The sequence below is a fragment of the Paenibacillus caseinilyticus genome (genome assembly GCF_027533645.1).
GTDB lineage: Bacteria > Bacillota > Bacilli > Paenibacillales > NBRC-103111 > Paenibacillus_G > Paenibacillus_G caseinilyticus.
On the sequence record NZ_JAQAGY010000005.1, the window covers coordinates 33028 to 55155 of the forward strand.

The 22128-nt window shown below is 60.1% G+C and carries 18 protein-coding genes; 9 read left to right on the top strand and 9 right to left on the bottom strand.

The features are described 5' to 3' along the window. Positions 1-106 precede the first annotated feature (106 nt). The 4 genes from O9H32_RS09310 to O9H32_RS09325 all read right to left on the bottom strand — a co-directional run bounded on the left by O9H32_RS09310 (position 107) and on the right by O9H32_RS09325 (position 3782). The gene (locus tag O9H32_RS09310) at positions 107-1327 is read right to left on the bottom strand and encodes a hypothetical protein (protein ID WP_269865756.1); all 1221 of its coding nucleotides are present in this window, start codon (positions 1325-1327) and stop codon (positions 107-109) included. Beyond that, positions 1311-1877, bottom strand: coding sequence for an RNA polymerase sigma factor (locus O9H32_RS09315; RefSeq protein WP_269865757.1), 567 nt, complete (start codon positions 1875-1877; stop codon positions 1311-1313). The genes O9H32_RS09310 and O9H32_RS09315 overlap by 17 nt, the downstream gene beginning before the upstream one ends. Before the next feature lie 182 nt (positions 1878-2059). Further along, the gene (locus tag O9H32_RS09320) at positions 2060-2992 is read right to left on the bottom strand and encodes a polysaccharide deacetylase family protein (protein ID WP_269865758.1); all 933 of its coding nucleotides are present in this window, start codon (positions 2990-2992) and stop codon (positions 2060-2062) included. A gap of 355 nt (positions 2993-3347) precedes the next feature. Further along, a complete protein-coding gene (locus tag O9H32_RS09325; RefSeq protein WP_269865759.1) occupies positions 3348-3782 on the bottom strand; it encodes a general stress protein in 435 nt (144 codons plus the stop codon). A gap of 357 nt (positions 3783-4139) precedes the next feature. Here O9H32_RS09325 and O9H32_RS09330 point away from each other — a divergent pair, with 357 nt between their 5' ends. From O9H32_RS09330 to O9H32_RS09345, 4 genes are all read left to right on the top strand, one after another. Next, positions 4140-5297 carry a fused response regulator/phosphatase gene (locus O9H32_RS09330; RefSeq protein WP_269865760.1) on the top strand — a complete coding sequence of 386 codons (1158 nt, stop codon included), beginning with the start codon at positions 4140-4142 and terminating at the stop codon, positions 5295-5297. A 64-nt stretch (positions 5298-5361) separates the two neighbouring features. Beyond that, positions 5362-9066, top strand: coding sequence for a response regulator (locus O9H32_RS09335; protein WP_269865761.1), 3705 nt, complete (start codon positions 5362-5364; stop codon positions 9064-9066). A 1-nt stretch (position 9067) separates the two neighbouring features. Beyond that, positions 9068-9973, top strand: a complete 906-nt coding sequence (locus O9H32_RS09340; protein WP_406627288.1) for a CheR family methyltransferase — start codon at positions 9068-9070, stop codon at positions 9971-9973. A gap of 11 nt (positions 9974-9984) precedes the next feature. Continuing rightward, positions 9985-11181, top strand: coding sequence for an ATP-binding protein (locus O9H32_RS09345; RefSeq protein ID WP_269865762.1), 1197 nt, complete (start codon positions 9985-9987; stop codon positions 11179-11181). Between the two features lie 139 nt (positions 11182-11320). Here O9H32_RS09345 and O9H32_RS09350 read toward each other — a convergent pair whose 3' ends face one another. Beyond that, entirely contained in the window at positions 11321-14410 is a 3090-nt protein-coding gene (locus O9H32_RS09350) for a fibronectin type III domain-containing protein (protein ID WP_269865763.1), read from the bottom strand. Positions 14411-14709: 299 nt separating this feature from the next. Here O9H32_RS09350 and O9H32_RS09355 point away from each other — a divergent pair, with 299 nt between their 5' ends. The 3 genes from O9H32_RS09355 to O9H32_RS09365 all read left to right on the top strand — a co-directional run bounded on the left by O9H32_RS09355 (position 14710) and on the right by O9H32_RS09365 (position 16961). Next, on the top strand, positions 14710-15891 hold the full coding sequence (locus O9H32_RS09355; protein WP_269865764.1) for a glucose-1-phosphate adenylyltransferase: 1182 nt from the start codon (positions 14710-14712) through the stop codon (positions 15889-15891). Positions 15892-15930: 39 nt separating this feature from the next. Continuing rightward, the gene (locus O9H32_RS09360; protein WP_269865765.1) at positions 15931-16272 is read left to right on the top strand and encodes a general stress protein; all 342 of its coding nucleotides are present in this window, start codon (positions 15931-15933) and stop codon (positions 16270-16272) included. A gap of 86 nt (positions 16273-16358) precedes the next feature. Beyond that, the gene (locus O9H32_RS09365; RefSeq protein ID WP_269865766.1) at positions 16359-16961 is read left to right on the top strand and encodes a hypothetical protein; all 603 of its coding nucleotides are present in this window, start codon (positions 16359-16361) and stop codon (positions 16959-16961) included. Positions 16962-17128: 167 nt separating this feature from the next. Here the strand turns inward: O9H32_RS09365 and O9H32_RS09370 are convergent, their stop codons facing one another. After that, positions 17129-17287, bottom strand: a complete 159-nt coding sequence (locus tag O9H32_RS09370) for a hypothetical protein (RefSeq protein WP_269865767.1) — start codon at positions 17285-17287, stop codon at positions 17129-17131. 200 nt (positions 17288-17487) lie between these two features. On the opposite strand from O9H32_RS09370, the gene O9H32_RS09375 reads away from it, so the two are divergent. Together O9H32_RS09375 and O9H32_RS09380 are read left to right on the top strand one after the other, a co-directional pair. Then, entirely contained in the window at positions 17488-17814 is a 327-nt protein-coding gene (locus O9H32_RS09375) for an STAS domain-containing protein (RefSeq protein WP_269865768.1), read from the top strand. Next, positions 17811-18281 carry an ATP-binding protein gene (locus O9H32_RS09380; RefSeq protein WP_269865770.1) on the top strand — a complete coding sequence of 157 codons (471 nt, stop codon included), beginning with the start codon at positions 17811-17813 and terminating at the stop codon, positions 18279-18281. Before O9H32_RS09375 ends, O9H32_RS09380 begins: the two co-directional genes overlap by 4 nt. Before the next feature lie 194 nt (positions 18282-18475). Here the strand turns inward: O9H32_RS09380 and O9H32_RS09385 are convergent, their stop codons facing one another. Genes O9H32_RS09385 through O9H32_RS09395 form a run of 3 tightly spaced genes read right to left on the bottom strand, consistent with a single transcriptional unit; the run spans position 18476 to position 22103 of the window. Then, positions 18476-19438: an ABC transporter permease gene (locus O9H32_RS09385; protein WP_269865771.1), complete on the bottom strand. Its 963-nt coding sequence runs from the start codon at positions 19436-19438 to the stop codon at positions 18476-18478. A gap of 6 nt (positions 19439-19444) precedes the next feature. Beyond that, entirely contained in the window at positions 19445-20515 is a 1071-nt protein-coding gene (locus O9H32_RS09390; protein WP_269865772.1) for an ABC transporter permease, read from the bottom strand. Continuing rightward, a complete protein-coding gene (locus O9H32_RS09395; protein ID WP_269865773.1) occupies positions 20508-22103 on the bottom strand; it encodes an ABC transporter ATP-binding protein in 1596 nt (531 codons plus the stop codon). Before O9H32_RS09395 ends, O9H32_RS09390 begins: the two co-directional genes overlap by 8 nt. Positions 22104-22128: the final 25 nt, after the last annotated feature.

The window sequence follows — 22128 nt, forward strand, 5'->3', positions numbered from 1 at the left end:
CACCAAAGAAGCTTACATGCCCATGAGGCATGTAAGCTTCTTTCCTCTTCCAGATCTATAGAGTGGAGGACCGGCTGCCCCTCGCCCAGGCGGCTAGGCGGGCAGTCTATGGAACCAGATAAGTACCGGCCTGACGCTTCCACTGTTCGATGTACGGATCCAGCGCCCAGTGCGCCATCACGACGGTCTCGTTCTCGGCCAGAGGGACCGTGAGCAGAGGGGAGGCGATCAGTTCTCCCCGGGACATCGGATGGATGACGATGCTGCGCGGGACCACGACAGCCGCCAGGTCGAGGTTCGGCGAAGTGAAGGCATCGGTGGCCGCCGGCTGCACCCCTTTCACTTCCGCCCAAGGCGTGGACAGCGTGTCATAGGACACGACGCTCTCAGGCAGGTCCGCCGGCACGTCCCTCAGGCGGTAGCCGTCCGGCCCCGTGCCGTCGTACGAGGCGAGCTTCGCCGTCCAGCTGCCTTCCCGGCGGACGAGCGTCCAGCTCTCGCCTACCGTATCGACGCCCCCTCCGGGCGGAGCCGCTTCCAAGGAACGGACCGTAGAGGCGGCCGATTCCCCCAGCAGGCTGCGCAGGGTCACATGCGGCTCCTGCAGCGGTTCGGCGTTCGAAGCCCGGCGCGGGGCCGCAAGCTGCGGCAGCTCCTTGACCCAGAGCATCTCCCGGCCGCTGCCTGTATCGGTCTGCGCGATGGCCACATAGCGGTTGCCCGCGAAGAGCAGCTTCTCGCTGAACGCCGGGCTGCCCTGAGAGCGGACGGCGGAGCTGCGGACCAGCGGCGTCTTGCCGCTCGAGGACACCCGGACGGCTCCGAGCCTGAGGCCCCCACCTCCTGACGGCTCCCCGTCGATCCGCCAGAATTCCATCTTGTAGGGCATCAGGATGCCGCTGCCTTCCGCCGTTACCTTCAGCCGCCCGTCCTCCGGAGCGATCAGCAGCGAGCGGTACACGCTGGATATCTTCCCGGTCGTACCGGGGACGGCCGGGCGGTCCGTGCGCGTACCGATCAGCAGAGCGGTTCGCGGGCCCGTATCGCGGGCTTCCTCCTGCGGGGGGGCGCTTGCCGCCGGTATGGCGGCCTGGGAGCCTGGACCCAGGCGGCTTAAGAGGCCGTGGACATCGGCCAGCAGCAGTCCTGCGGCCAGCGCGAACGCGGCTCCGGCGCCGGCGAGCCAGAGGCTCCACGGCCTGCGACGGCATACGCGGGGTTCGTCCAGGCGCTCTTCAATGCGGCGCTGCAGCTCCGGATCGAACCCGCGCCTCCCGAAGGGACCGTCCTCCAATGCCTTTTGTAAGTCGCTATCCTTCGGATCCAATCCTCCGACTCTCCTTTAGCTTCGAAATTTTGCCACGGGCGTGGTACAGTCTGGATTTCACCGTTCCCTCGCTGACCCCGAGCACCTCCGCCATCTCTTTCATCGAGAGCTGATGATGGGCGAAGAGGATGAGGACTTCCCGGTATTTCACCGGCAGCTCAAGCACCAGGGACCACACTTCGCCTACGGCCAGTTCCTCCATCACTTCGTTCTCGGCAGAGGCCTGCACGTTGTTCCCGGGGAGGAAGTAATCCACCAGGGTAACCCTGCGCAGGAAGGCCGACTTGCGGTAGTCCAGCGTCATGTTGCGGGTGATAGCGAGCAGCCAGGTTTTGACTGAGGACTCGCAGCGGAAGGAATAGAGATTGCGGTACACTTTCAGGAACACTTCCTGGGTAATGTCGTCGGCCTGGTCCCATTTGCGGGTCATGCTGTAAGCGTAATTCCAGACATCTTGGCCGTAGGCCGTCATCAGGTCGTGGAGAATGGCTTTTTTGTCCGAGCTTTCGGACAAGTATTTCAAATATTCGAATTTCATATTCCCTTCCAAGCTAGGCCACCTCAAATCTATTGACGATCTCCCCGTCATTCCGGTTCAACTGAAGGACCTTTCTCCCAGGATAGGAAAAGCGGCCCAAAAACACATATCTCCAGTGTACCGCGATCCCCAGTTGGAAGCCAGAGGAAATTGTGTTCCCAGCGGGGTGGCTCCGCAGGAAACCCCGCCGGCGGTCACGGCCGCCTAGCGGCAGGCAGTTCGTCGGCCGTAACCAGCGTGTAGCCGTCCGCCTGCAGCGCCTCAATCATGGCGGGCAGCGCCTGCAACGTGTTCTCCAGCGAGTTCTTCCGTCCGCCGAAGCTGTGCATCAGCACGATGCCGCCCGGCCTCAGGCGCTCCTTCACGGTCTGCAGGATCTTCCCGTGGGGCGTACCGGCCCAGTCCCGCGTATCGACCGTCCAGCCGACGAGCGGCCGGCCCAGCGAGGCGAGCGTCCGGCGGACGTCTTCCGAGACGGCGCCATACGGGGCCCGGAAGAGGACCGGAGCTGAGCCGGTCACCTGGCGCACGGCTTCGTCTCCTGCGGCGATCTCCTCGAGCAGCTGCGGCCCGCTGAGCTTGGAGAGGTCCGCATGATCCCAGGAGTGGTTGCCGATCCGGTGGCCTTCATCCGAGATGCGGCGGAGCACTTCGGGATACTTCTGCGCTTGACGGCCGACCACGAAGAAGGTGGCTTTCACTTCGTGTTTCTTCAGAATATCCAGGATCTGCGGCGTGTACCGTCCGTCCGGACCGTCGTCGAAGGTCAAGGCGGCCAGCTTCCTCCCGTCCGGGGCGGGAGAGGCAGGAGAGGCAGGCGGCTTCTCCTGCAGATCGGACTCGGGCAGTGGAACGGGAGGCTCCGGCAGGGGGGACGGGTAAGCTGCTGGAGCTGAATCTGGATCTGGAGCCGGAGCAGGGAAAGATGGCAGACTTCCTCCTCCGGAGACGCTGCCGGCTTGAGGTGCCTCCGTCAACAGCGGCGAGCTCTTCATCCCGGCTTCGGTGGGGGTGGCAGCCGAGGGGGAGAGGGAGTAGGCCGTATACAGTCCGGCCATCAGAAGTGCGGCGGCTCCGAACAGGGGGAGGGCCAAGGGGGAACGTGCGGGTGCTGGGGGCTTTCTCATCGTGTCATTTTCGCTTCCTTCGGTCAGGTTCGTTTCTTGCTGATACATAAGACGACAACTGGGGGAAGGAGGTTCATGCAATACCGGGTATTTGGGCATCCGCTGCCCCAAAAATGTATGAAATGCCATCGCTTCTGCCGGATGGAGGGCTTCCTGCGGAAGATATGCCTTCGATTGCCCAAATAAGCACACGCTCCCGAGAGGGATCGTGTGCTTATTTTGGGTTATTGCATCGGTAGCCCGTTCCGTGAACGGCTGCTTATCCATCCGCGAAGTTCCGACTGCTGCAGCGGGGAGACGCGTGCATTCCTTGCCGGCAGCGGCCGGCCGGTCTTGCTTGTGGGGGAAGGCGGTCTTATCTTCGTTCGCTCATCACCGCACCGCCGACAGGGGGCAGGAGAAGTTCTTCGGGCCGGGGGCGCCGGCGCGCCGCCTCGTCAGCTCGGTCCAGTGTGCCTGTATCTTCGTCATACCAGACAAGAACGATGATCTTCCCCCGGTCCAGCTCCGATTCATACCGCTCGGCATCCAGCGCCGAGATGCCGAGCGACTCCATTTTGGCCCGGAGCTGGTCGCCCCGGGAACGGAAGAGATTGGCGAAGGCGGTCGCCATGCCTTCCTCCATCATACCGATGGTCTTCGTATCGGTGAGCCGGCTGAGTTCTTGGGCCGTGTCGCCGTCATGTGCCAGAACATATATTTCGTTCAAAGAATGCCCTTCCAGCCGAAACTGCCGGATGGCTTGGATGGCTGCTTCTTCTCCGTCGACTAATTTCACTTTGGTTCTCATGTGCGATTCCTCCTCTTGATCCTTGGCCTTTCGATCCGGAATTTCCGGAATGCCGCAGTAGGAGTGCACGCTGCCGCTCTGTGGGCGGCAGACCCGCTTGATCGGAAATTACCCTGATTTTCCACAGCCGAATCACGCCTGGGCTGTTTCAAAGTCCCCCTTTTGTGGTTACATATGTTTATCTTTTTCGCTATAATAGTAGGAACGGAACATCAAGGAGCGGACAACCAAGGAACGATAGCGCAGGGAACCGGCGGGATAGGGAACATCGGGGGCCGGGTACGAGACGGACTACCCGATGTATGCTATACCGGTACACAACCTACGGATGCAATGAACAAGAGGAGACCGAATGTTATGAATATCGCAATTGTCGACGACAACCCGGTGAATATTATCGTCATCGAGAAAATACTTAAGAGTGCGGGCTATGATTCCTTCTGGAAATCTTCTTCCGCCAAGGAAATGCTGGAGCGGCTGACGGAGAGTGCCGATGGGGGCAAAGTCCCCGTCGATCTCATTCTGATGGATATGATGATGCCCGAGATGGACGGTATTGAAGCGTGCCGACTCATTCAAGGCGATGAACGGCTGCGGGATATTCCCATCATTATCGTAACGGCACTCGGAGATTCAAATAAACTGGCCGAAGCCCTGGAGGCCGGCGCCATCGATTATGTCATGAAGCCCGTCAACAAGGTGGAGCTGATCGCCCGGATCCGGGTGGCCCTCCGCTTGAAGTACGAGAAGGATTGGCATAAGGAGAACGAGGCCCGGATCCGCAGAGAGCTCGATCTGGCGAAGCAGGTGCAGAGCAGCGTGCTCAGCGCACCGCTGCAGAAGGAACACCTCGATATCCGGGCCGCTTACCACCCCTCATCCGAATTGGCCGGCGACTTGTACGCCTGGCACCGCATTGACGAACACCGCCACGGCATCATCATACTCGATATTATGGGGCACGGGATTTCCTCGTCCCTTGTCTGCATGTTCATCTCATCGGTCATGCAGGATACGATTACCCGCTTTGTTTCGCCCGAATTTGTCGTGGCGGAGCTTAACCGGTACATGCACCAGCTCAACCACAAGAACCCGTCGATGAGCTATTATTTTACAGCCGTCTACCTCCTGATCGATACCCATAACAAGACGATCGAATACGTCAATGCCGGGCATCCGCCGGGATTCCTGTTCGAGGAGGGCAAGCCGCCGGTGGCGCTGAGCCAAGGCTGCTGCGCGGTCGGCTTCTTCGACCAGATGGATATAACGAAGAGCATCTTCACCTATGAGAACCCGATCCGGATCGCCCTGTATACGGACGGTCTGCTGGAATCCATCCCGATGCCCTCCGATTATCCCGATGATGCGGCGGAGTCCGATCTGCTGGCCCTTCGTCTGCAGGGGCTCATCTACGGGGAAGAAGACCCGAACCGGCTGGTCGAAGCGCTGCTGCCGGACGACATCTGGGAGACGCAGAGCGATGACATCTGCATGGTGTTGATTCAGGCCACATAAGCCTCCATAGGGGCATGTGCCGCTGCACAGGAGTCACTACAGAGGAGAGAGAGGAAGCCCAGGGATGAAGATCAGAACAAAGCTGTTCGCAGGATTCGGCGTCCTGCTGCTGCTGCTGTTCACGCTGGCAGGCATTGGGATTACCAGACTGACAAGCACGGACGACAGCCTCGGCGAAATTTACGGAAACCGTTACAATAAAGTAAAGCTGGCTACCGGAGTCCGCAACAATGCCACGGAGCTGGCGAAGGGGGTCGCGAACCTTCTGCTGATCTCCACGCCGGAGAGCGACAAGAAGAATCTGGAGCTCATCCGAACCAGTTCCGCCAACGTCCAGAAGGCGATGGAGGACTTGAGCACGCTGGATTATACGCCGCAGGGCAAGGAGCTTGTGAACAAGTTGCTTGCCAGCGGGCGGCGTTACCTGGAATACAAGGATCAGACGCTGGGCCTGTACCAGAACGGCAAAGTCGCCGAAGCGAACAACCTTCGCACGAGCAGCGGCGTCAATATTCAAGACGAGTTCACCGCAAGCATGACGGCTTTCAGCGGTTATCAGGAAGAGCAGATGGATGCGGCGATCGCGAATGCTTTGAACCAGAACAAGCAGACGATGGCGGCCACCGGTCTCCTGACCCTGGTGACGCTGCTCTTATCCGTTGCCATCATGTACTGGATTATCTCGTCCATGACGAAGGGCCTCGGCACCTTGACGCTCATGCTCCGCGGCTTCGCCGACGGGCGCTGGGGAGAGAATTCGTACAGAGTGCCGATTACCACAACGGACGAATTCGGGCAGCTGGCGACCGTGTTCAACCAGCTGGCGGATCATCTGGACCAGACGACAGCCAAAGAGCAGGCGCTGCACCAGCTGAACGAAGAGAATCTGTGGCTTCAGACGCAGGTGAGCGATATGTATTCCGCTATGCAGGGTATGACCCGGCTGAAGGAGATGGGGGAGCTGTTCATCGGACAGCTCGCCCGCACGGTCGAAGCGCAGGACGGCGCCTTCTACGTGCTGAAGGACGAAGGCTTGACCCGGAAGCTGGAGCTGACCGGGACGTACGCACGCAGCGGAGTCCAAGCGGCGGATTCCTTCCAAATCGGGGAAGGTCTTGTGGGCCAGTGTGCCAAGGACGGCAAGCCGATCCTGCTGCAAGGCGGTGGGGAGCAGGGACAGATCCGGCTTGCCTTCGGAGATATGAAGCCGGTGACAGTCCTGGTACAGCCTGTCCTGTACGATGACGAGGTCATCGGTGTGTTCGAGCTCCTCTCGCTCAAGGCCTATTCAGACCTCGAGATGAAGTTCATTGAGCAGATTGCCGAAGTCGGCGGTGTGGTGTTGAATTCCCTGCAGGGCCGCCTGAAGATCGAAGAGCTCCTCCGGATTCACCAAGCGCTGACCGAGGAGCTCCAGACCCAGTCGGAGGAGCTGCTCTCGCAGCAGGACGAACTGAAGACGAGCAACGAGCGGCTCGAGGATCAGGCCAAGGCGCTTCGCGCCTCGGAAGAGCTTCTGCAGCGGCAGCAGGAGGAGCTCGAACAGAGCAACGAGGAGCTGCAGCGCAAGACGTCCGAGCTCGAGATCCAGATCCGCGAAACCGAAGAGGTGAACCGCCAGGTCGAGCTCGCCCGCGATTCCCTCGAGAAGCAGGCACTGGAGCTCGCGGTAGCTTCGAGGTACAAGACCGAGTTCCTCGCCAACATGTCCCACGAACTGCGTACGCCGCTGAACTCGCTGCTCATCTTGTCCCAGCTGCTCAAGGAGAATAAGGACAGCAACCTGTCCCCCAAGCAGGTCGAATACGCCGAGACGATCCATTCCTCGGGCAGCGACCTGCTGCGCCTCATCGATGACGTGCTGGATCTGGCCAAGGTCGAGTCCGGGCGGCTCGATGTCCATATGGAGACGGTGCTTGTGCAGGATGTGATCGATTCGCTGCAGCGGTCGTTCCTGCCGGTGGCCCGCAACCGGATGCTGGCCTTCGAGATCGAAGTCATGGAAGGCACGCCGGTCAGCCTGCAGAGCGACAACCTCCGGATGCAGCAGATTCTGAAGAATCTGCTCTCGAACGCCTTCAAGTTCACGGACAGCGGCTGCGTGAAGCTGACCGTCCAGCCGGCGGAGCGAGGGGAGCGGATGCTGGCATTCACCGTGGAGGATACCGGCGTGGGCATCCCTGAAGAGAAGCAGGAGCTTGTATTCGAGGCTTTCCAGCAGGCGGACGGCACCACCAGCCGCAAGTACGGAGGAACCGGGCTGGGTCTGTCGATCTCCAGGCAGCTCGCTGCCTTGCTGGGCGGGACGATCGAACTCGAGAGCGAAGAGGGCCGGGGCAGCCGGTTCACCCTCTGCCTGCCGATGAGCAGCGCCAAGCCGGCCAACGCTCCGGCATCGGCCGTGCTTGCCGGCGGCCTGCATGAAGCCCGCGACGCGGTAGCCGCTGCGCTTGCTTCTTCGGCGGGTCTGTCCCGTAGGGGGGCGCTGGCCATGCCGGGTGTCCGATCGGCCCTGTCGGCGCCGGTGCTGCGCCCTCCGGGAGCGGACCCCGGCGGAGATTCGTTCGCCGATGACCGGGAACATATCGAACCGAGCGACAAGGTGCTGCTGATTATCGAGGATGACGCCCACTTTGCGACGATTCTCCTCGATATGGCGCGCAGCCGCGGATTCAAGGGGGTGGTCGCGCTCCAAGGCGACTCGGGTCTGCAGCTGGCGAAGCAGCTTCGGCCCGATGCCATTCTGCTCGATATCCAGCTGCCGGTGCTCGACGGCTGGGGTGTAATGGTCCAGCTCAAGAGCGATGCGGCCACGCGCCATATTCCGGTCCATGTCATCTCGGTGAACGATGAAGTGCTGCAGGGGCTGTCGATGGGGGCCATCGCCTGGCTGCGCAAGCCGTCGACCCGCGATCATCTCGACCAGGCGTTCGAACAGATCCAGACGTTCCTCGAACGCGATATCCGCAGCCTGCTGATTGTCGAACCCGACGAAGCCCAGCGGATCGCCCTGATCGAGCTGATCGCACACGACGATGTGTCGATTACGCCGGCCGGGAGCGGACGGGAAGCGCTTGAGGCGCTGCGGACGCAGACCTACGACTGCATGGTCCTCGACTTTAAGCTGCGGGACATGGCGGTATACGAGCTGCTGGACGCTGTCAAAGGCGATGCGGAACTGCGCCGTCTGCCGATCATTATCTACACGGGAACCGAACTCGATAAGAAAGAACAGCTGAGGCTGAAGAAATACGCGGAATCGATTATTATTAAAGATGTCCGGTCGCCGGAGCGTCTGCTCGACGAGACGTCGTTGTTCCTGCACCGGGTACAGGAGCGGCTCCCCGAAGAGAAGAAGACCGTGCTGCAGAAGCTTCACAGCATCGAAGCCGTCTTCTCGGGCAAGAAGGTGCTGATTGTCGACGACGATATCCGCAATGTCTTCGCCCTCTCGAATCTCCTCGAAGGCTTGGGAATGCAGGTGGCGTTCGCCGAGACAGGCAAGGGCGCGCTGGAGCAGCTCGAGAAGGAACCGGACTTCGATCTCGTGCTTATGGATATCATGATGCCGGTGATGGACGGGTACGAGGCGATGCGCTCGATCCGCAACGACGAACGGTTCGACCGCCTGCCGATCATCGCCTTGACGGCCAAAGCCATGAAGGATGACAGGGAGAAGTGCATCCAGGCCGGCGCCTCCGACTATATTACGAAACCGGTGCATACCGAACAGCTCTTCTCGCTGATGCGGGTGTGGCTGAATAAGTAAGATGGATCACAAGAAGAGGGACGATCTCGAGGAACTCCTGATGCGTAGCAGCGCCCCTTCGGAGGCGGGCGGCGCGAGCAAAGAGGAGGAAGAACGCGAGCGGATCGAAATTACCCTGCTGCTCGAAGGCTTGTTCCGCTTGTACGGTTATGATTTTCGCAATTATGCTTATGCGTCCCTGCGGCGGAGGGTGTGGCACCGGATCCACGCCGAGAAGCTGCGGACGGTCTCGGGGCTGCAGGAGCGGGTGCTGCATGACCGGGACTGCATGGAGCGTCTGCTGTCCGACCTGGTGATTCATGTGACCGAGATGTTCCGGGACCCAAGCATGTTCGCCGCGATCCAGGAGCAGGTCATTCCGGAGCTGCGAAAGCTCCCGGCAATCCGGATCTGGCACGCAGGCTGCTCTACAGGCGAAGAGGTGTATTCCATGGCGATCCTGCTTCATGAAGAAGGATTGTACGGAAAGACGCGGATCTATGCGACGGATATTAACGAGGAAGTGCTTCAGAAGGCAGAGAAAGCCAGCTATCCATTGAAGAAGATGCAGGATTACACCAATAATTACATCCGCGCCGGAGGCCAGGACGCCTTCTCCAACTACTATAGCACGGCCGGCAGTTCGGCGGTGTTCCATCCGTTCCTGAGGGAGAATGTGGTCTTCGCCCAGCATAATCTGGTAACGGACCGTTCGTTCAACGAGTTCCATCTCATCCTCTGCCGCAATGTGCTGATCTACTTCGATAACTTCCTGCAGAATCAGGTGCACGACCTTTTCTTCCAAAGCCTCAGCAGGAGCGGTTTCCTAGTGCTCGGGCATAAGGAGTCGATTTCTTTCACGAAGCATGCGGCGGGATATGAAACGGTGAACGGCCAGGAGAAAATTTTCCGTATGAACGATAAATGAGGTGTGATCTTATGGAGGAACCGATCCGCATTCTAATGGTGGACGATCAGCCGGAGAACCTGCTGGCGCTCGAAGCCGTGCTTGAGGATCAGAATTACCATCTCGTGAAGGCCTCCTCTGGAGAGGAGGCGCTGCGCTGTCTGCTCAAGCACGAATTCGCGGTCATCGTTCTCGATGTTCAGATGCCGGGAATGGACGGATTTGAAACCGCCCAGTGGATCAAATCGAGGGAAAGAACCAAGGCGGTCCCCATTATCTTCATTACCGCAGCTCCCGATGAGCAGGATGATTATTCATTCACCGCTTATTCGGTCGGCGCGATTGATTATATCGTCAAACCGTTCGTTCCGCATATCCTGAAGTCCAAGATCGAGGGCTTCGTCTCGATCTACCTGGCGCACAAGAAGCTGCAGCAGCAGACGGATCTGCTTAATGAGCGGACGCGGGAGTTGGAGCGGGCGAAGGTACAGGCCGAACAGGCCGCTCAGGCCAAGTCCCAGTTCCTGGCTGTGATGAGCCACGAGATCCGGACGCCGCTCAATGGCGTGATCGCCATGGCGGATCTCCTCGAAGAAACGGATCTGAGCGAGGAACAGCGGGAATATGCGGAGACGATCCGGCGAAGCGGTGCGGCACTGCTCTACATTATCAATGATATTCTGGATCTCTCGAAGATCGAGTCAGGGAAGATGGAGCTGAAGGAAGAAGCGATGAACCTCCGTATCTGTCTCATGGAGACGATCGAGATGTTCCATGCCGAATCCCGTCATAAATCGCTGGAGATGACCTATGACATCGACCCGTCGGTGCCAGGGTGCATTCTCGGCGACGAATCGAGGCTCCGGCAGATTCTCATTAACCTGATCGGCAATGCGGTCAAGTTCACGGACCAAGGCGGAATCCATGTCTCGGTCACGGAGGTGGAGCGCGAAGGGGATCGGCTGCAGCTCGAACTGCGGGTGGCGGATACGGGGATCGGCATACCGGAGGAGAAGCGGAATCTGCTCTTCCAGCCGTTCACCCAGGTGGATTCGTCGATGACCCGCAGGTACGGCGGTACGGGCCTCGGCCTGGCGATCTGCCGGAACTTGGTGCATCTTATGGGCGGAACGATTGCTCTAGGGTCCTCGGACCGTAAGGGGGCGGAGTTCATCTTCACGATCGCCGTCCGGGCCTGCGAGGAACATGAATACATAAGCATGTCGTAAGCTTGCCGCTTTGGGGCAGTACAAGTCCCCGCGTTATACAACAAAAACTGCCGAGGAAGAATCCACGGCAGGGAGGCACCTCCGGGAGGAGGTGCTTTTTTGTTATGGGCCCATGATACTCGGCGAATCCGAACGGTGCTTACTGGGAGGAAACCTTATCCGCGATATATTGAACGTCCGAGGCATTGATCTTCCCGTCGTTGTTGATATCGAAGCGGGTATCGAAGTCTCCGAATCCCTGCTGACTTCCGCTCGCCTTGGAGATCAGGACGAGATCGCTAAGACCGACCCTTCCGTCATTGTCGAAGTCGCCGCCGCCGACATAGACCGTCAGTTTGGTGCCGGCCGGCAAAGTCTGAACGTGGCCTTGGCTGTCAGACAACGCGGAGCCGGGCAGCAGGGTCAGATCTGTCGCCCCGGCCTGGAGCGCTTTGAACTTCAGCGTGACCAGGTGCGGCCCGCCCGTCCGGCCCGGTACGGTACCGAGCAGGGCGCCGGACAGCTTCACTTGGCCCGTGGTGTAAGTGTTGGAGGAAAGAACCGCGGTGCGGCTCTCGGTCCCGAATTCCGGATGCAGCTTGACCTGGGCGAGCTTCAGACGGGACGGGTCATACTGCACCTTGGAGAGGAACCCGTACAAGTCTTCGGCCTGATCGGCCTTGAGATAAATCTCTAGTATCGAATTGGTGTCGATGAACCCCGGCTTGGCTTGAAGCGAAAGTACGGAACCGCCAGGATCCGGATCCGGGCCGGGGCCGTACACGGCAGTCGTCACGCTGACGCTCGGATTGCCGGTACTGGTGTGGCCGGCCGCATCCCGGGCTGCCAAGCTGAACAGATAAGTCTGGCCGGAGGCCAAGCCATCGGCACGATAAGCGTACACGTTCCCGTTTACGCTGCCTAGCAGCTGCCCGTCCCGGTAAATATCATACGAAGTGACGGCCACATCATCCTGGGCGAGCGTCCAGTGCAGGGAAGCGCCAGTGTATGTTACGTCCGTTACGCTGAGGAGGCTGCCCCCGGGCCATACCGGCGCCTGCGAGTCTCCGCTGTACGGCAGCTCCGGCGTGGTGACCACCGCTTCCGGATTGCCTGCGCTTTGGTTGAATTCATCCTCGGCGACTATCTTGAACCGGTATGTAGTAGCCGGGCTCAAGCCTGAGGCCGTATACTTGGTGACATTGCCGGCAACTTCCCCGATGCGCACATCGTCACGATATATGGCATAGCGGAGAACGGCCTTATTGTCTTTCGCCGCCTTCCAAGCGAGCTTCGCGCCCGTATACGTAACATCCGTTACGCTCAGACCCTTCCCGGTCGTCCAATAAGGGGGCCGGTCATCATACTCCGGCGCCTGGATGCTGATCTCAAGCGTATCGCTTCGATTGCCTACGGTATCCTCGGCTTTGACCGAGAAGCGGTTGTAGTTATCCCGTTGCACTTCAATGTCGTATTGAAGCGTATCCTTGCCGGCGACACCGATCAGTTGATTGTCCCGGTAGATGGCATAGGCGGCGATGCCCTTGCCGTCCGTGGCGGCAGGCCAATGCAGCACGCCGGACTTGTAAGTCAGGTCCGTGACCGTCAGTTCACCGCCTGCAGGCCAGGCCGGAGGAGTCTTGTCGATCTCCACGCTGCCGGTCAGTACTTGATAGAGGCCGGAGCCGAGCAGTTGATGCCACCCGCCAAGAGCGGGGAGGTGGAAGGTGCTTCCGAGGGAGGAGCTTACTTCGACCGCCTTGGCCGCTCCTGCCGGATGAATATAAGTCAGGGTCCCGTAGGTATAGGCGACGGAACCGTCTTCGGCAAGGAATTGCAGCGCCGGAGCAGAGCTCAGGAACGTCAGCTGCTTCTCATCGCCTTGAGGCGAGCGGAGGAAAAGCTGTGCCGAACCTGTGCCGCTTTTCTTGAGATAAGCGAACCAGCCCTTCTGGTACAAAAAGGCCGTGACCGAAGACATGTCGATGCCATCGTTCTGCTTCAGCACGGATGCCGACCGGCCGTCATACTTATAGACCTGCTGGCCGTCCGTGTAGACGACATCGCTTCCCGAGCGGATCAGACGGGTGAACGCTCTCTCGCCCTGCTCCACCAGCCGGGTGACCGTACCGTCCGGATGGTAGCGGAACAGGCCTAAGCCTGCGAGGAGCGCGCTTCCGTCAGCATCCAGCAACGCATCCCAATAATAGTCAACGGAAGAAGGATTGGGAATGACGGCGGTCTTGCCGTCTGCCGCATTCAGAATGTAGGTGCCGTCCGGCGCCATGTAAACCGCATAGCTGCCGTTCACGCTTCGGATCCGGGCGGTCTGCATTCCGCTGAGCCCGGGAGTGAGTTCCGTGAGCTTCGAGCCGTTCCACCATACCACCTGATAGCGGGGGTCGCGGATCCAATCATCGGTGTGGATCTGGAAGATGGCTCCACTGCCGACCAGCTTCTCGTTCGCGGTCGGATAGGCGACCGGAGGAAGATCGGTCACTTCGCCGGTAGCGCGGTTCTTGATGTGCAGGCTGTCGCCCGCCTTGTACAGCAGACGGTCCGCATTCCAGTCGAGCAGCTTGCCGTCGACATGCAGCGATTCGGACAGGCGCTGGCTCCGTTCTACGTAAATTTCGCGCTCTACGGGAACCGACTGTTTGTCGTAGGTCGTGAAGTGGAGGGTGATTTGTGTGCCTTCATAGTCGGAGACGTCAAACCAGGTGTCCTTGCCGGCCTCGAGGTACAAGGACTTGCCGTGATAACTGCCGTCGACCGTATAGGCTACTTCCACATAGGTCTTCTCGCCGCTTCCGGTAACCGCTTCGCCCCGGAGCAGCACTTGGCCGCCCCGCACGACCGTGCCGTTCTCGGGCTGGACAATCTTGATAACGGTAGGACCGTTCAGGGCTACGTCTTGCTCCGCGGTGCCGGAGGCGCCTCCCGTAGTAACGACTGTCACCTTCAGCTTGTAGGTCCCCTGCGGGAGTCCCTCGAGGGAGATCTTCCCGCTCCAATCGCTCCAGCTTAAGGCTTTCAGGGCTACCTTGCGGCCCTCCACCTCTGCCGTTACTTCCTTCAATTCATATTGCGAGTAAGCCAAGACCGTGATGTCCAGCTCGTCGAAGTTCTTGCCCGACAGCGTGGCCTTGCGGATCTGCACGGTGACTTCCCCGTCTTCCGCGAAGGCGGACAGCGGGATGAGTAACAGCAGCATCAGGACCAAACCCCATACCCGGAAAGTGCTTTTCATTATGAATCTCCTCTCTTGGATCACAAAGGGACAGATGGCATCGTTGGATACAAATTGTATCAAAATGGGCGTAGTTACCCCAATTTTAATACAAAATGTATCATGGTTATGTATCATTCTACAATTAAATCCAGCATCTCTCAATTAAAAAATCTTTAGAGAGAAAGACCCCCCCAAACCTGAAAACTTGTCCGTAAAAAATGGAAAATTGTGTTTCAGGAGGGAGAGCCCAGGTTAATCATAAGTATTATACGGTAGCGACGACTACAGTTCATTAGCAGAAAGGTGCAGGTGAAATTATGACTTCAGAGGCATGTGTTGCCATGCTGCTGGCTGGCGGCGAAGGACGCCGGCTCGGTGTGCTGACCCAAACGAAAGCAAAGCCTGCCGTACACTTCGGCGGAGCGTACCGGATCATCGACTTCGGCCTCAGCAACTGCAGAAATTCCGGAATCGACACGGTGGGTGTCGTAACCCAATATAAGGCCTCCTCCCTGCATGAGCATATCGGCAGCGGAGCTTCTTGGTCTCCAGAGCGAAAGGGCGTATCGGTGCTTCCTCCGAAGGACGGGGAATATGTGGGCACAGCGGACGCCGTCTATAAGAATATAGCTTTCCTTGAAGAGAAGCAGCCTGAACATGTGCTGATCTTGTCGGGAGACCATATCTACCAGATGGATTACCGGCATCTGCTGGAGCGCCACGTGCGGACGGGCGCCGATGCGACGATCGCCGTAACCCCGGTGGCGTGGGAAGACGCGCACCGCTTCGGCATCATGCGTTCGGATGAGAGAGGGCGCGTGGTGGAGTTCGCGGAGAAGCCGAAGCAGCCGAGGAGCAACCTCGCTTCCATGGGCATCTATGTGTTCAAATGGTCTTATTTGAAACGCGTGCTGGAGCTCGATGCGGGGAATGCCGACTCGTCCCATGACTTCGGCAAAGACGTGATTCCTTATATGCTGCTGAACGGCGGACATCTGCAGACCTATTCCCATGAAGGATACTGGCGCGACGTCGGTACGATCGAGAGCTTGTGGGAAGCCCATATGGATCTGCTCGGCGACCAGCCCAAGTTCCGCTGCAGCGGATCGGCATGGCCGATGTTCACCCCTGCGGTGCGCCACGGGGAGACCTATGTGGACCCGGCGGCCCGGGTGGGACAGTCTCTTATTGCCGGCAGCTGCCTTATCTACGGACAGGTGGAACGCTCGGTCGTGTCGCGCGGTGTCCATATCGGACAAGGCAGCGTCGTACGCAATTGCATAGTTATGCCGGGTGCGCATATCGGCCGCAACGTCTACCTGCGCAACGCCATTATCGGCGAGGGAGCCGTGATCGCGGATGGAGCGACCGTAGGCAGCCTGTCCAAGTCGTCCATTGCGGTCATCGGGGATGCGGAGACCGTAATGAAGAAGAACGACAAAATGCCGAAGGTCTATATTCCGATGGGGCAGCTTCAGCAGCTGGAACATGTTCGTTAATACGAACATTAGAACAACTTACTAGGAGGCGTCAGCCCGATGTTCCATTCCATCGTCGTAGCCAAGGGCGAACAAGAGGTGAAGCAGGCGGTCCGTGACTTCCAGTCGGCGGGCCGCGGTGTGGACCAGATCCAGATTCTGGCCCACGAGAACGTGAAGCTGGACAGGCTGTTCCAACCGAAGTATGCCAGCCGGATCGGATTCGTCGGCGAGAGTATGGCCCATACGGTCGCCCCGCTCTACAAATGCGAAGGGGCCGTTCTCCGGGAGAAGCTGCTTTCTCTCGGATTATCGTCTACAGCTGTGGAATACTATGAAGGAGAAATGGCCAAAGGAAGGATCGTCATTGCCGTCGATGACCAAACCGTGCTCCCTCATTAATACCCCCGCGAGCTGAAAAAGCCTCTCGTGCTGCCAGCCCGCACCAAGCGTCTCCCGAAGCCGAATACGCAAAGGAAGTGGACAGGATGAACAGGTGGAGTATGACGTTAGTGATCAGTACGCTGGCCTTGGGCTTAACCGGTGCGGCTTGGATGGCAGGCCCGCAGGAGCAGGCTGCCGAGACTGCCGCAGCCCCTGCGGTGCAGGCGGTGAGCGTGGAATTGGCGGCTGCGCAGGAGGTGGGGGCAGAGACGCAGGCGGTTCAGGGAACGGAGGTTCCGGCCGCAGTTCCGGTCGTCGCTCCCGCATGGAAGCTGCAGAGAGTGAACGGATTATCGGTGGACGACGACCTCAAGACGCTGTATGAAATCAAAGGGGAACCTGCCGCAGTGGAGAAGGACCCGTTGTTCAAGGATGAACAGATCTTCGTATATCCGGACTGCCGGGTGGGTCTGTACCAGAATTTCATTCAATATGTCATGGTTCCCGCTGATTCGGGAATGATCGAGATCGACGGCCAGCGGCTGGAGTTATCGGCGGATTCGCTGAAGGCTGCGCTCGGCGAACCGGATTGGACGGCGGAGGACGGTCTTGTGTACCGGAGAGGACAAGCCGCATTGAAGCTTTTTATCTCGGCGGATACCGGCCTGCTGACATCCGTACATTATTTCCATTCTTCGCAATCCTAACCGATTCATACCGCAGAGGAAGGCACCCGGGAGCCCAGGCATACTCGGGTTTTTGCCATGCTGACGTCAAATTCAGGAGGTACGAGGGGGGCTGCTGGAAAAGCGGCCAAAAAAAGAACGCTCCCGGCCAAAGCCGGTGCGTTCTGCAGTCTGTAGAGCCGGGCTGCTTAGAACATAGGGAATACGTACCGTACGAGGAAATAGAGGAAGCCGAAGAAGATCACGATGTAGGCGGCATACTTGATGAATGTCGAGGCCACCATACCGGAATCCATTCGGCGTTCCACGTGCCTTTGTTCGATCTCCACATTCTTGGTCGGTTCCATCTTTCATCGCTCCTTTAGCTGAAATTCATGTTCGGACGCGTCTTCCTGACATCCATTACCCGGACAAGAAAACGCTGAACCAGCATGAAAGAAAGCGGATACAAAAAAGAAGATACAAGAAAGCGCTACCCGTGTAATTTGCACTAAAATCTGCTATGCTAGAAAGTAATCATCGGGTAGCGGAGGTAGAGGTAACGAGAATGACGGCGGATAAATTCCAAGTGAGAACAGAATCGGGCCCGCAGGGCTCTATCTTGTATTTGACAGGTGAACTCGATCTCGGGACGGCGAACCAGCTGCGTCTTGCTGCGGAAGCGCTGGCTCTGAGCCCCTTGCCGCTGAAGCTGAACTTGCGGGAGCTCACTTACATCGACAGTACGGGGATTGGGATCGTGGTCTCGATCCTGAAGAACAGGCAGACGGTGCAGATGAACCTGATTGCCGCAGAGGTTCCGGCCAAAATCAAGCGGCTGTTCGATATGACCGGATTATCCCGTTTCCTGGAGTTTGAGGGAGTGATCCGATGAACGGGGGGATGAGAGCTGTGCAGGATGCGTCCGGGAAAGAAGTGTGCCTTCGGCTGCCGCTTCATGCCGAAGGTCTCGTCACGGTTCGGATGACGCTGTACGGTATCGCCGTACGAATGGGCTACTCCTTCGAAGCCATCGAAGATTTGAAAGTGGCGGTAAGCGAAGCGTGCAATCATGCCTTGATCGGTCTGCGCGGCGACGGGCTGGAAGCCCAGCTGGTTCTGGTGTTCACCATGAGGGAAGCGGAGCTGGAGGTGCAGATCCGTATCCATGGTGCCCGGGTCACGTTCCGTGATGCCTTGGCGCCGGCAGGGGAGCTGCCGGGCGACCCTGCAGCGCTTGAGGCATTCGACAGCGCACGGATCGGCCTGTATCTGCTTCGGGCACTGGTGGATGAGATTCTGGTGCTGCCCGGCGAGGAAGAGGGTAGCGAAGAGATCCGGCTGCTGAAGCGCCTGGATTGAAGGACTGGGCGCAAGCGGAGGCGGGAAGGCAGGGATTCATCTCCTTCCGGTACGAGGCCTTTACGTTGTAAGGAAATTTGGCCCCGCCTGCGCCGGAATACGAAACAAGCCGTGGCTGCCCCTTCGGAGGGCAGCCACGGCTTGTTTGGGTTTCTGCGGCCGCAGCCCTGCCTGCATAGCCTTTGCAGGCGGCCTTACCTTTTGGCCGGATCGTAGGGTTCGCCGAGGGCAGCCGGCGGGTAGGCGCGACCTACGGCGCCGGCCAGGACCAGAATGGTCAGCACGTAAGGCAGCATGTAGAGAAACTCCATCGGAATGCCCTTCGCGAACTCGAACAGCTGCACGAAGTTCTTCAGCGCCTGCGCGAAGCCGAAGAAGAGGGCGGCGCCCAGGGCACCGACGGGGTGCCATTTGCCGAAGATCATCGCGGCCAGGGCGATGAACCCTTGGCCCGAGATCGTATTGTGCGAGAAGTTGCTCGTCGTGGTCAGGGTGATCGTCGCCCCGCCTAGACCGGCCAGGGCTCCGCTGAGCAGAACGGCGGTATACCGCAGAGGGCTGACGCTGACGCCGAGCGTATCTGCCGCTCCCGGATGCTCTCCCACGGCCCGCAGCCGCAGGCCGAACGGGGTCTTGAAGAGCACGTACCAGACGACGCCCACCAGGATGAGAGCCAGGTAGGTGGTCGGGTAGGCATTGAACAGCGCCGTGCCGAGCAGCGGAATCTGCGACAAGACGGGAATGGCCGTCTTGTGGAATGCCGTATTCAGAGTCTCGGTCTGCCCGGAGCCGGCGAACAGAATCTTCACGAGATAGACCGTAGCGCCGGCGGACAGGAAGTTGATGACGACGCCGCTGACCACCTGGTCGGCCTTGAAGGTGATGGAGGCTGCGGCATGAATGACGGAGACGAGCATGGCGAACAGCAGACCGGCCGCGAGGCCGATCCACGGTGCCGCGCCGCTCAGGCCGGCCCCCTCGGCATAGTACGTGCCGACGGCCGAAGCGAAAGCGCCGCAGACCATGAGGCCTTCGAGGCCGATATTGACAACGCCGGAACGCTCGGAGAGTATGCCTCCGAGCGCGGTGAAGATCAGCGCGGTGGAGAATACGAGCGTCGTGTTGATGAGCTCACCGGCAATGCGGAGAATATCCATGGCTGGCTAGGTCACCTCCCCGGAGCTGCGCCGCTTCCCGAGCCGCAGCACCCGGCGGATGATCGCGGGTGAGGCCACGAAGAAGATGACGGAGCCGATGATGATACGGATAATTTCGGGCGGAACATCCGCCCCGAAGCTCATGCCGGCCGAGCCGTAGGTGAGGGTGCCGAACAGGATCGCCGCCAGGACGACGCCGAGCGGATGGTTGCCGCCGAGCAGCGCCACCGCCACGCCATCGAAGCCGTACCCTGGCGAACCGGCCGCGATCACCTGGTACTGGAATACGCCGAGCACCTCGACGACGCCGGCCAGTCCGGCGAACACCCCGCCGATGAACATCGCCCGGATCACCCCGGCGCTGACATTCATGCCGGCATATTCCGCGGCGCTCGGCGAATGGCCGACGGCCCGCAGTTCATAACCCTGCCGGGTTTTCCACAAGAGGATGTAGAAGACGACGGCGGCCAGCGGGGCGAGGAAGATGCCGGCATGCAGCCGGGCATGGCCAAAAGCATCGCTTAGGGCCGCCAAAGCAAGCGATGCGCTCTCCTGGACGTGATAGGAGCGCTGCTGGCCGGGCTGCAGCAGGAAGCTGCCGACGATGTAATTGGCGAGATACAGCGCGATCCAGTTGAGCATGATCGTCGTGATGACCTCGTTGACCCCCCGCCGGGCCTTGAGATAGCCGGCGATGCCGCCCCACAGCCCGCCGAGCAGGGCTCCGGCGATGACGGCCAGCGGCGCATGCAGCCAGAAGGGGAGGCTGAGCTTGATGCCGACGATCGAAGCGCCGGTCATGCCCATGATGAACTGGCCTTCGGCCCCGATATTGAACAGTCCGGTGCGGAAGGCGAAGGCGACCGACAAGCCGGTCAGGATCAGCGGGGTAATCTCGCGGATCGTCTCGCCGATGCTGTACGGATCGCCTATTACCTTCTCAATGAGGGAGGCATAGGCAGTCAGAGGAGCATAGCCTCCCGCGAGCATGATCAGGGCGCCCACGAGCAGGCCCAGGATCACGGCGGCCAGCGGGAGAAGCACCGCGCTGCCGGACAGACGGGTATCTTTAGCCATGGACGTCACCTCCTGAATCGGATGCCACTTGGGCCCCGGCGGGGTTCCCCGCCGCGGCGGGCCGGAGCGAGCCTGCCATCATCAGCCCGAGCTCCCGGTCCGATGTAGACGCGGGATCGACGATGCCGACGATCCGGCCTTCGTAGATGACGGCGATCCGGTCGGAGAGCTGCAGGATCTCGTCGAGCTCGAGGGAGACAAGCAGCACCGCCTTCCCGCGGCTGCGCTGCTCCAGGAGCCGCTTGTGGATGAACTCAATCGCTCCCACATCGAGCCCCCGCGTCGGCTGCGCGGCAATGAGCAGCTCCGGATTGAGGTCGACCTCGCGGGCGATGATCGCCTTCTGCTGGTTGCCGCCGGACAGGGCTCGGGCCGGGGTATGGGAGCCCGGCGTGCGGACGTCGAACTCGCCGATGAGCCGGCTTGCCTGCCTGTCCATCGCGCGGTAGTCCAGGAAGCCTCCGCGGTTGTAAGCGGAGGTGTAGTAGCTCTTGAGCACGAGATTCTCGCTCATGGAGAAATCGAGCACGAGCCCCCGCTTGTGCCGGTCCTCGGGAATGTGTCCGATGCCCGCCTCGGCCGCCTCCCGCGGGGACAGGTTCGCGAGGTCGCGGCCGGAGAGCAGGATGCGGCCGCCGTCCACAGGCTGAAGGCCGGAGAGCGCCTCGATGAGCTCGCTCTGGCCGTTGCCGTCCACCCCCGCGATGCCTAGAATCTCCCCGCCGAACACGTCGAAGGAGATGCCGTTCAGCGCGGGGGCCGCGCCGCGGCCCCGGACCGTAACGTCCTCGACGCGAAGCACGGGCGCCCTCTCGGCGGATCCTGCTGGGGCGGGCGGTTTGTCGAGCCGGAAGGAGACTTCCCGCCCGACCATCTTGGCGGCCAGCGCATCCGGGTTCGTCTCGGCGACCACCACCGTCTCGATGACCTTGCCGCGCCGGATCACCGTCACCCGGTCGGCAATGGCCATGATTTCTTTGAGCTTATGGGTAATGAGAATGATCGACTTGCCCTCCTGCACGAGCCTGCGTAGGATCGCGATGAGCTCTTGAATCTCCTGCGGGGTCAGCACGGCCGTCGGCTCATCGAAGATCAGAATCTCTGCCCCGCGGTACAGCGTCTTCAGGATCTCCACCCGCTGCTGCATGCCGACGGAGATGTCCCGGGCTCTCGCACGGGGGTCGACCCGCAGGCCGTACCGGTCGGAGAGCGCCGCCACCTCCTGCTCCGCCTGCCGGTAGTCGATCTGCAGCCCCTGTCTCGGCTCCATGCCGAGCACGATATTCTCGGCTACCGTGAAGGGCTGCACGAGCTTGAAGTGCTGGTGGACCATGCCGAGGCCGAGGCGAATGGCCGTCTTCGGCCCGGTGATCGTCACAGGTTCCCCGTTCACCAGGATCTCTCCTTCGTCGGGCTGGTACAAGCCGAAGAGGATATTCATCAGTGTAGACTTGCCGGCTCCGTTCTCCCCGAGCAGGGCCAGGATTTCGCCCCGCCCGAGGGTGAGCGAGATCCCGTCATTGGCTACGATGCCGGGGAAGCGCTTCGTGATCCCGCGCATCTCGACAAGGGGGACGGAGGGCGGCATGCTCCCGGATGCTCCTGCAGGGGAG

Coding starts and splice junctions, on each gene's coding strand:
- O9H32_RS09320 (WP_269865758.1), bottom strand. CDS start 2,992: ATGAGAAAGCCCCCAGCACCCGCACGTTCCCCCTTGGCCCTCCCCCTG.
- O9H32_RS09325 (WP_269865759.1), bottom strand. CDS start 3,782: ATGAGAACCAAAGTGAAATTAGTCGACGGAGAAGAAGCAGCCATCCAA.
- O9H32_RS09330 (WP_269865760.1), top strand. CDS start 4,140: ATGAATATCGCAATTGTCGACGACAACCCGGTGAATATTATCGTCATC.
- O9H32_RS09335 (WP_269865761.1), top strand. CDS start 5,362: ATGAAGATCAGAACAAAGCTGTTCGCAGGATTCGGCGTCCTGCTGCTG.
- O9H32_RS09340 (WP_406627288.1), top strand. CDS start 9,068: ATGGATCACAAGAAGAGGGACGATCTCGAGGAACTCCTGATGCGTAGC.
- O9H32_RS09345 (WP_269865762.1), top strand. CDS start 9,985: ATGGAGGAACCGATCCGCATTCTAATGGTGGACGATCAGCCGGAGAAC.
- O9H32_RS09350 (WP_269865763.1), bottom strand. CDS start 14,410: ATGAAAAGCACTTTCCGGGTATGGGGTTTGGTCCTGATGCTGCTGTTA.
- O9H32_RS09355 (WP_269865764.1), top strand. CDS start 14,710: ATGACTTCAGAGGCATGTGTTGCCATGCTGCTGGCTGGCGGCGAAGGA.
- O9H32_RS09360 (WP_269865765.1), top strand. CDS start 15,931: ATGTTCCATTCCATCGTCGTAGCCAAGGGCGAACAAGAGGTGAAGCAG.
- O9H32_RS09365 (WP_269865766.1), top strand. CDS start 16,359: ATGAACAGGTGGAGTATGACGTTAGTGATCAGTACGCTGGCCTTGGGC.
- O9H32_RS09370 (WP_269865767.1), bottom strand. CDS start 17,287: ATGGAACCGACCAAGAATGTGGAGATCGAACAAAGGCACGTGGAACGC.
- O9H32_RS09375 (WP_269865768.1), top strand. CDS start 17,488: ATGACGGCGGATAAATTCCAAGTGAGAACAGAATCGGGCCCGCAGGGC.
- O9H32_RS09380 (WP_269865770.1), top strand. CDS start 17,811: ATGAACGGGGGGATGAGAGCTGTGCAGGATGCGTCCGGGAAAGAAGTG.
- O9H32_RS09385 (WP_269865771.1), bottom strand. CDS start 19,438: ATGGATATTCTCCGCATTGCCGGTGAGCTCATCAACACGACGCTCGTA.
- O9H32_RS09390 (WP_269865772.1), bottom strand. CDS start 20,515: ATGGCTAAAGATACCCGTCTGTCCGGCAGCGCGGTGCTTCTCCCGCTG.
- O9H32_RS09395 (WP_269865773.1), bottom strand. CDS start 22,103: ATGCCGCCCTCCGTCCCCCTTGTCGAGATGCGCGGGATCACGAAGCGC.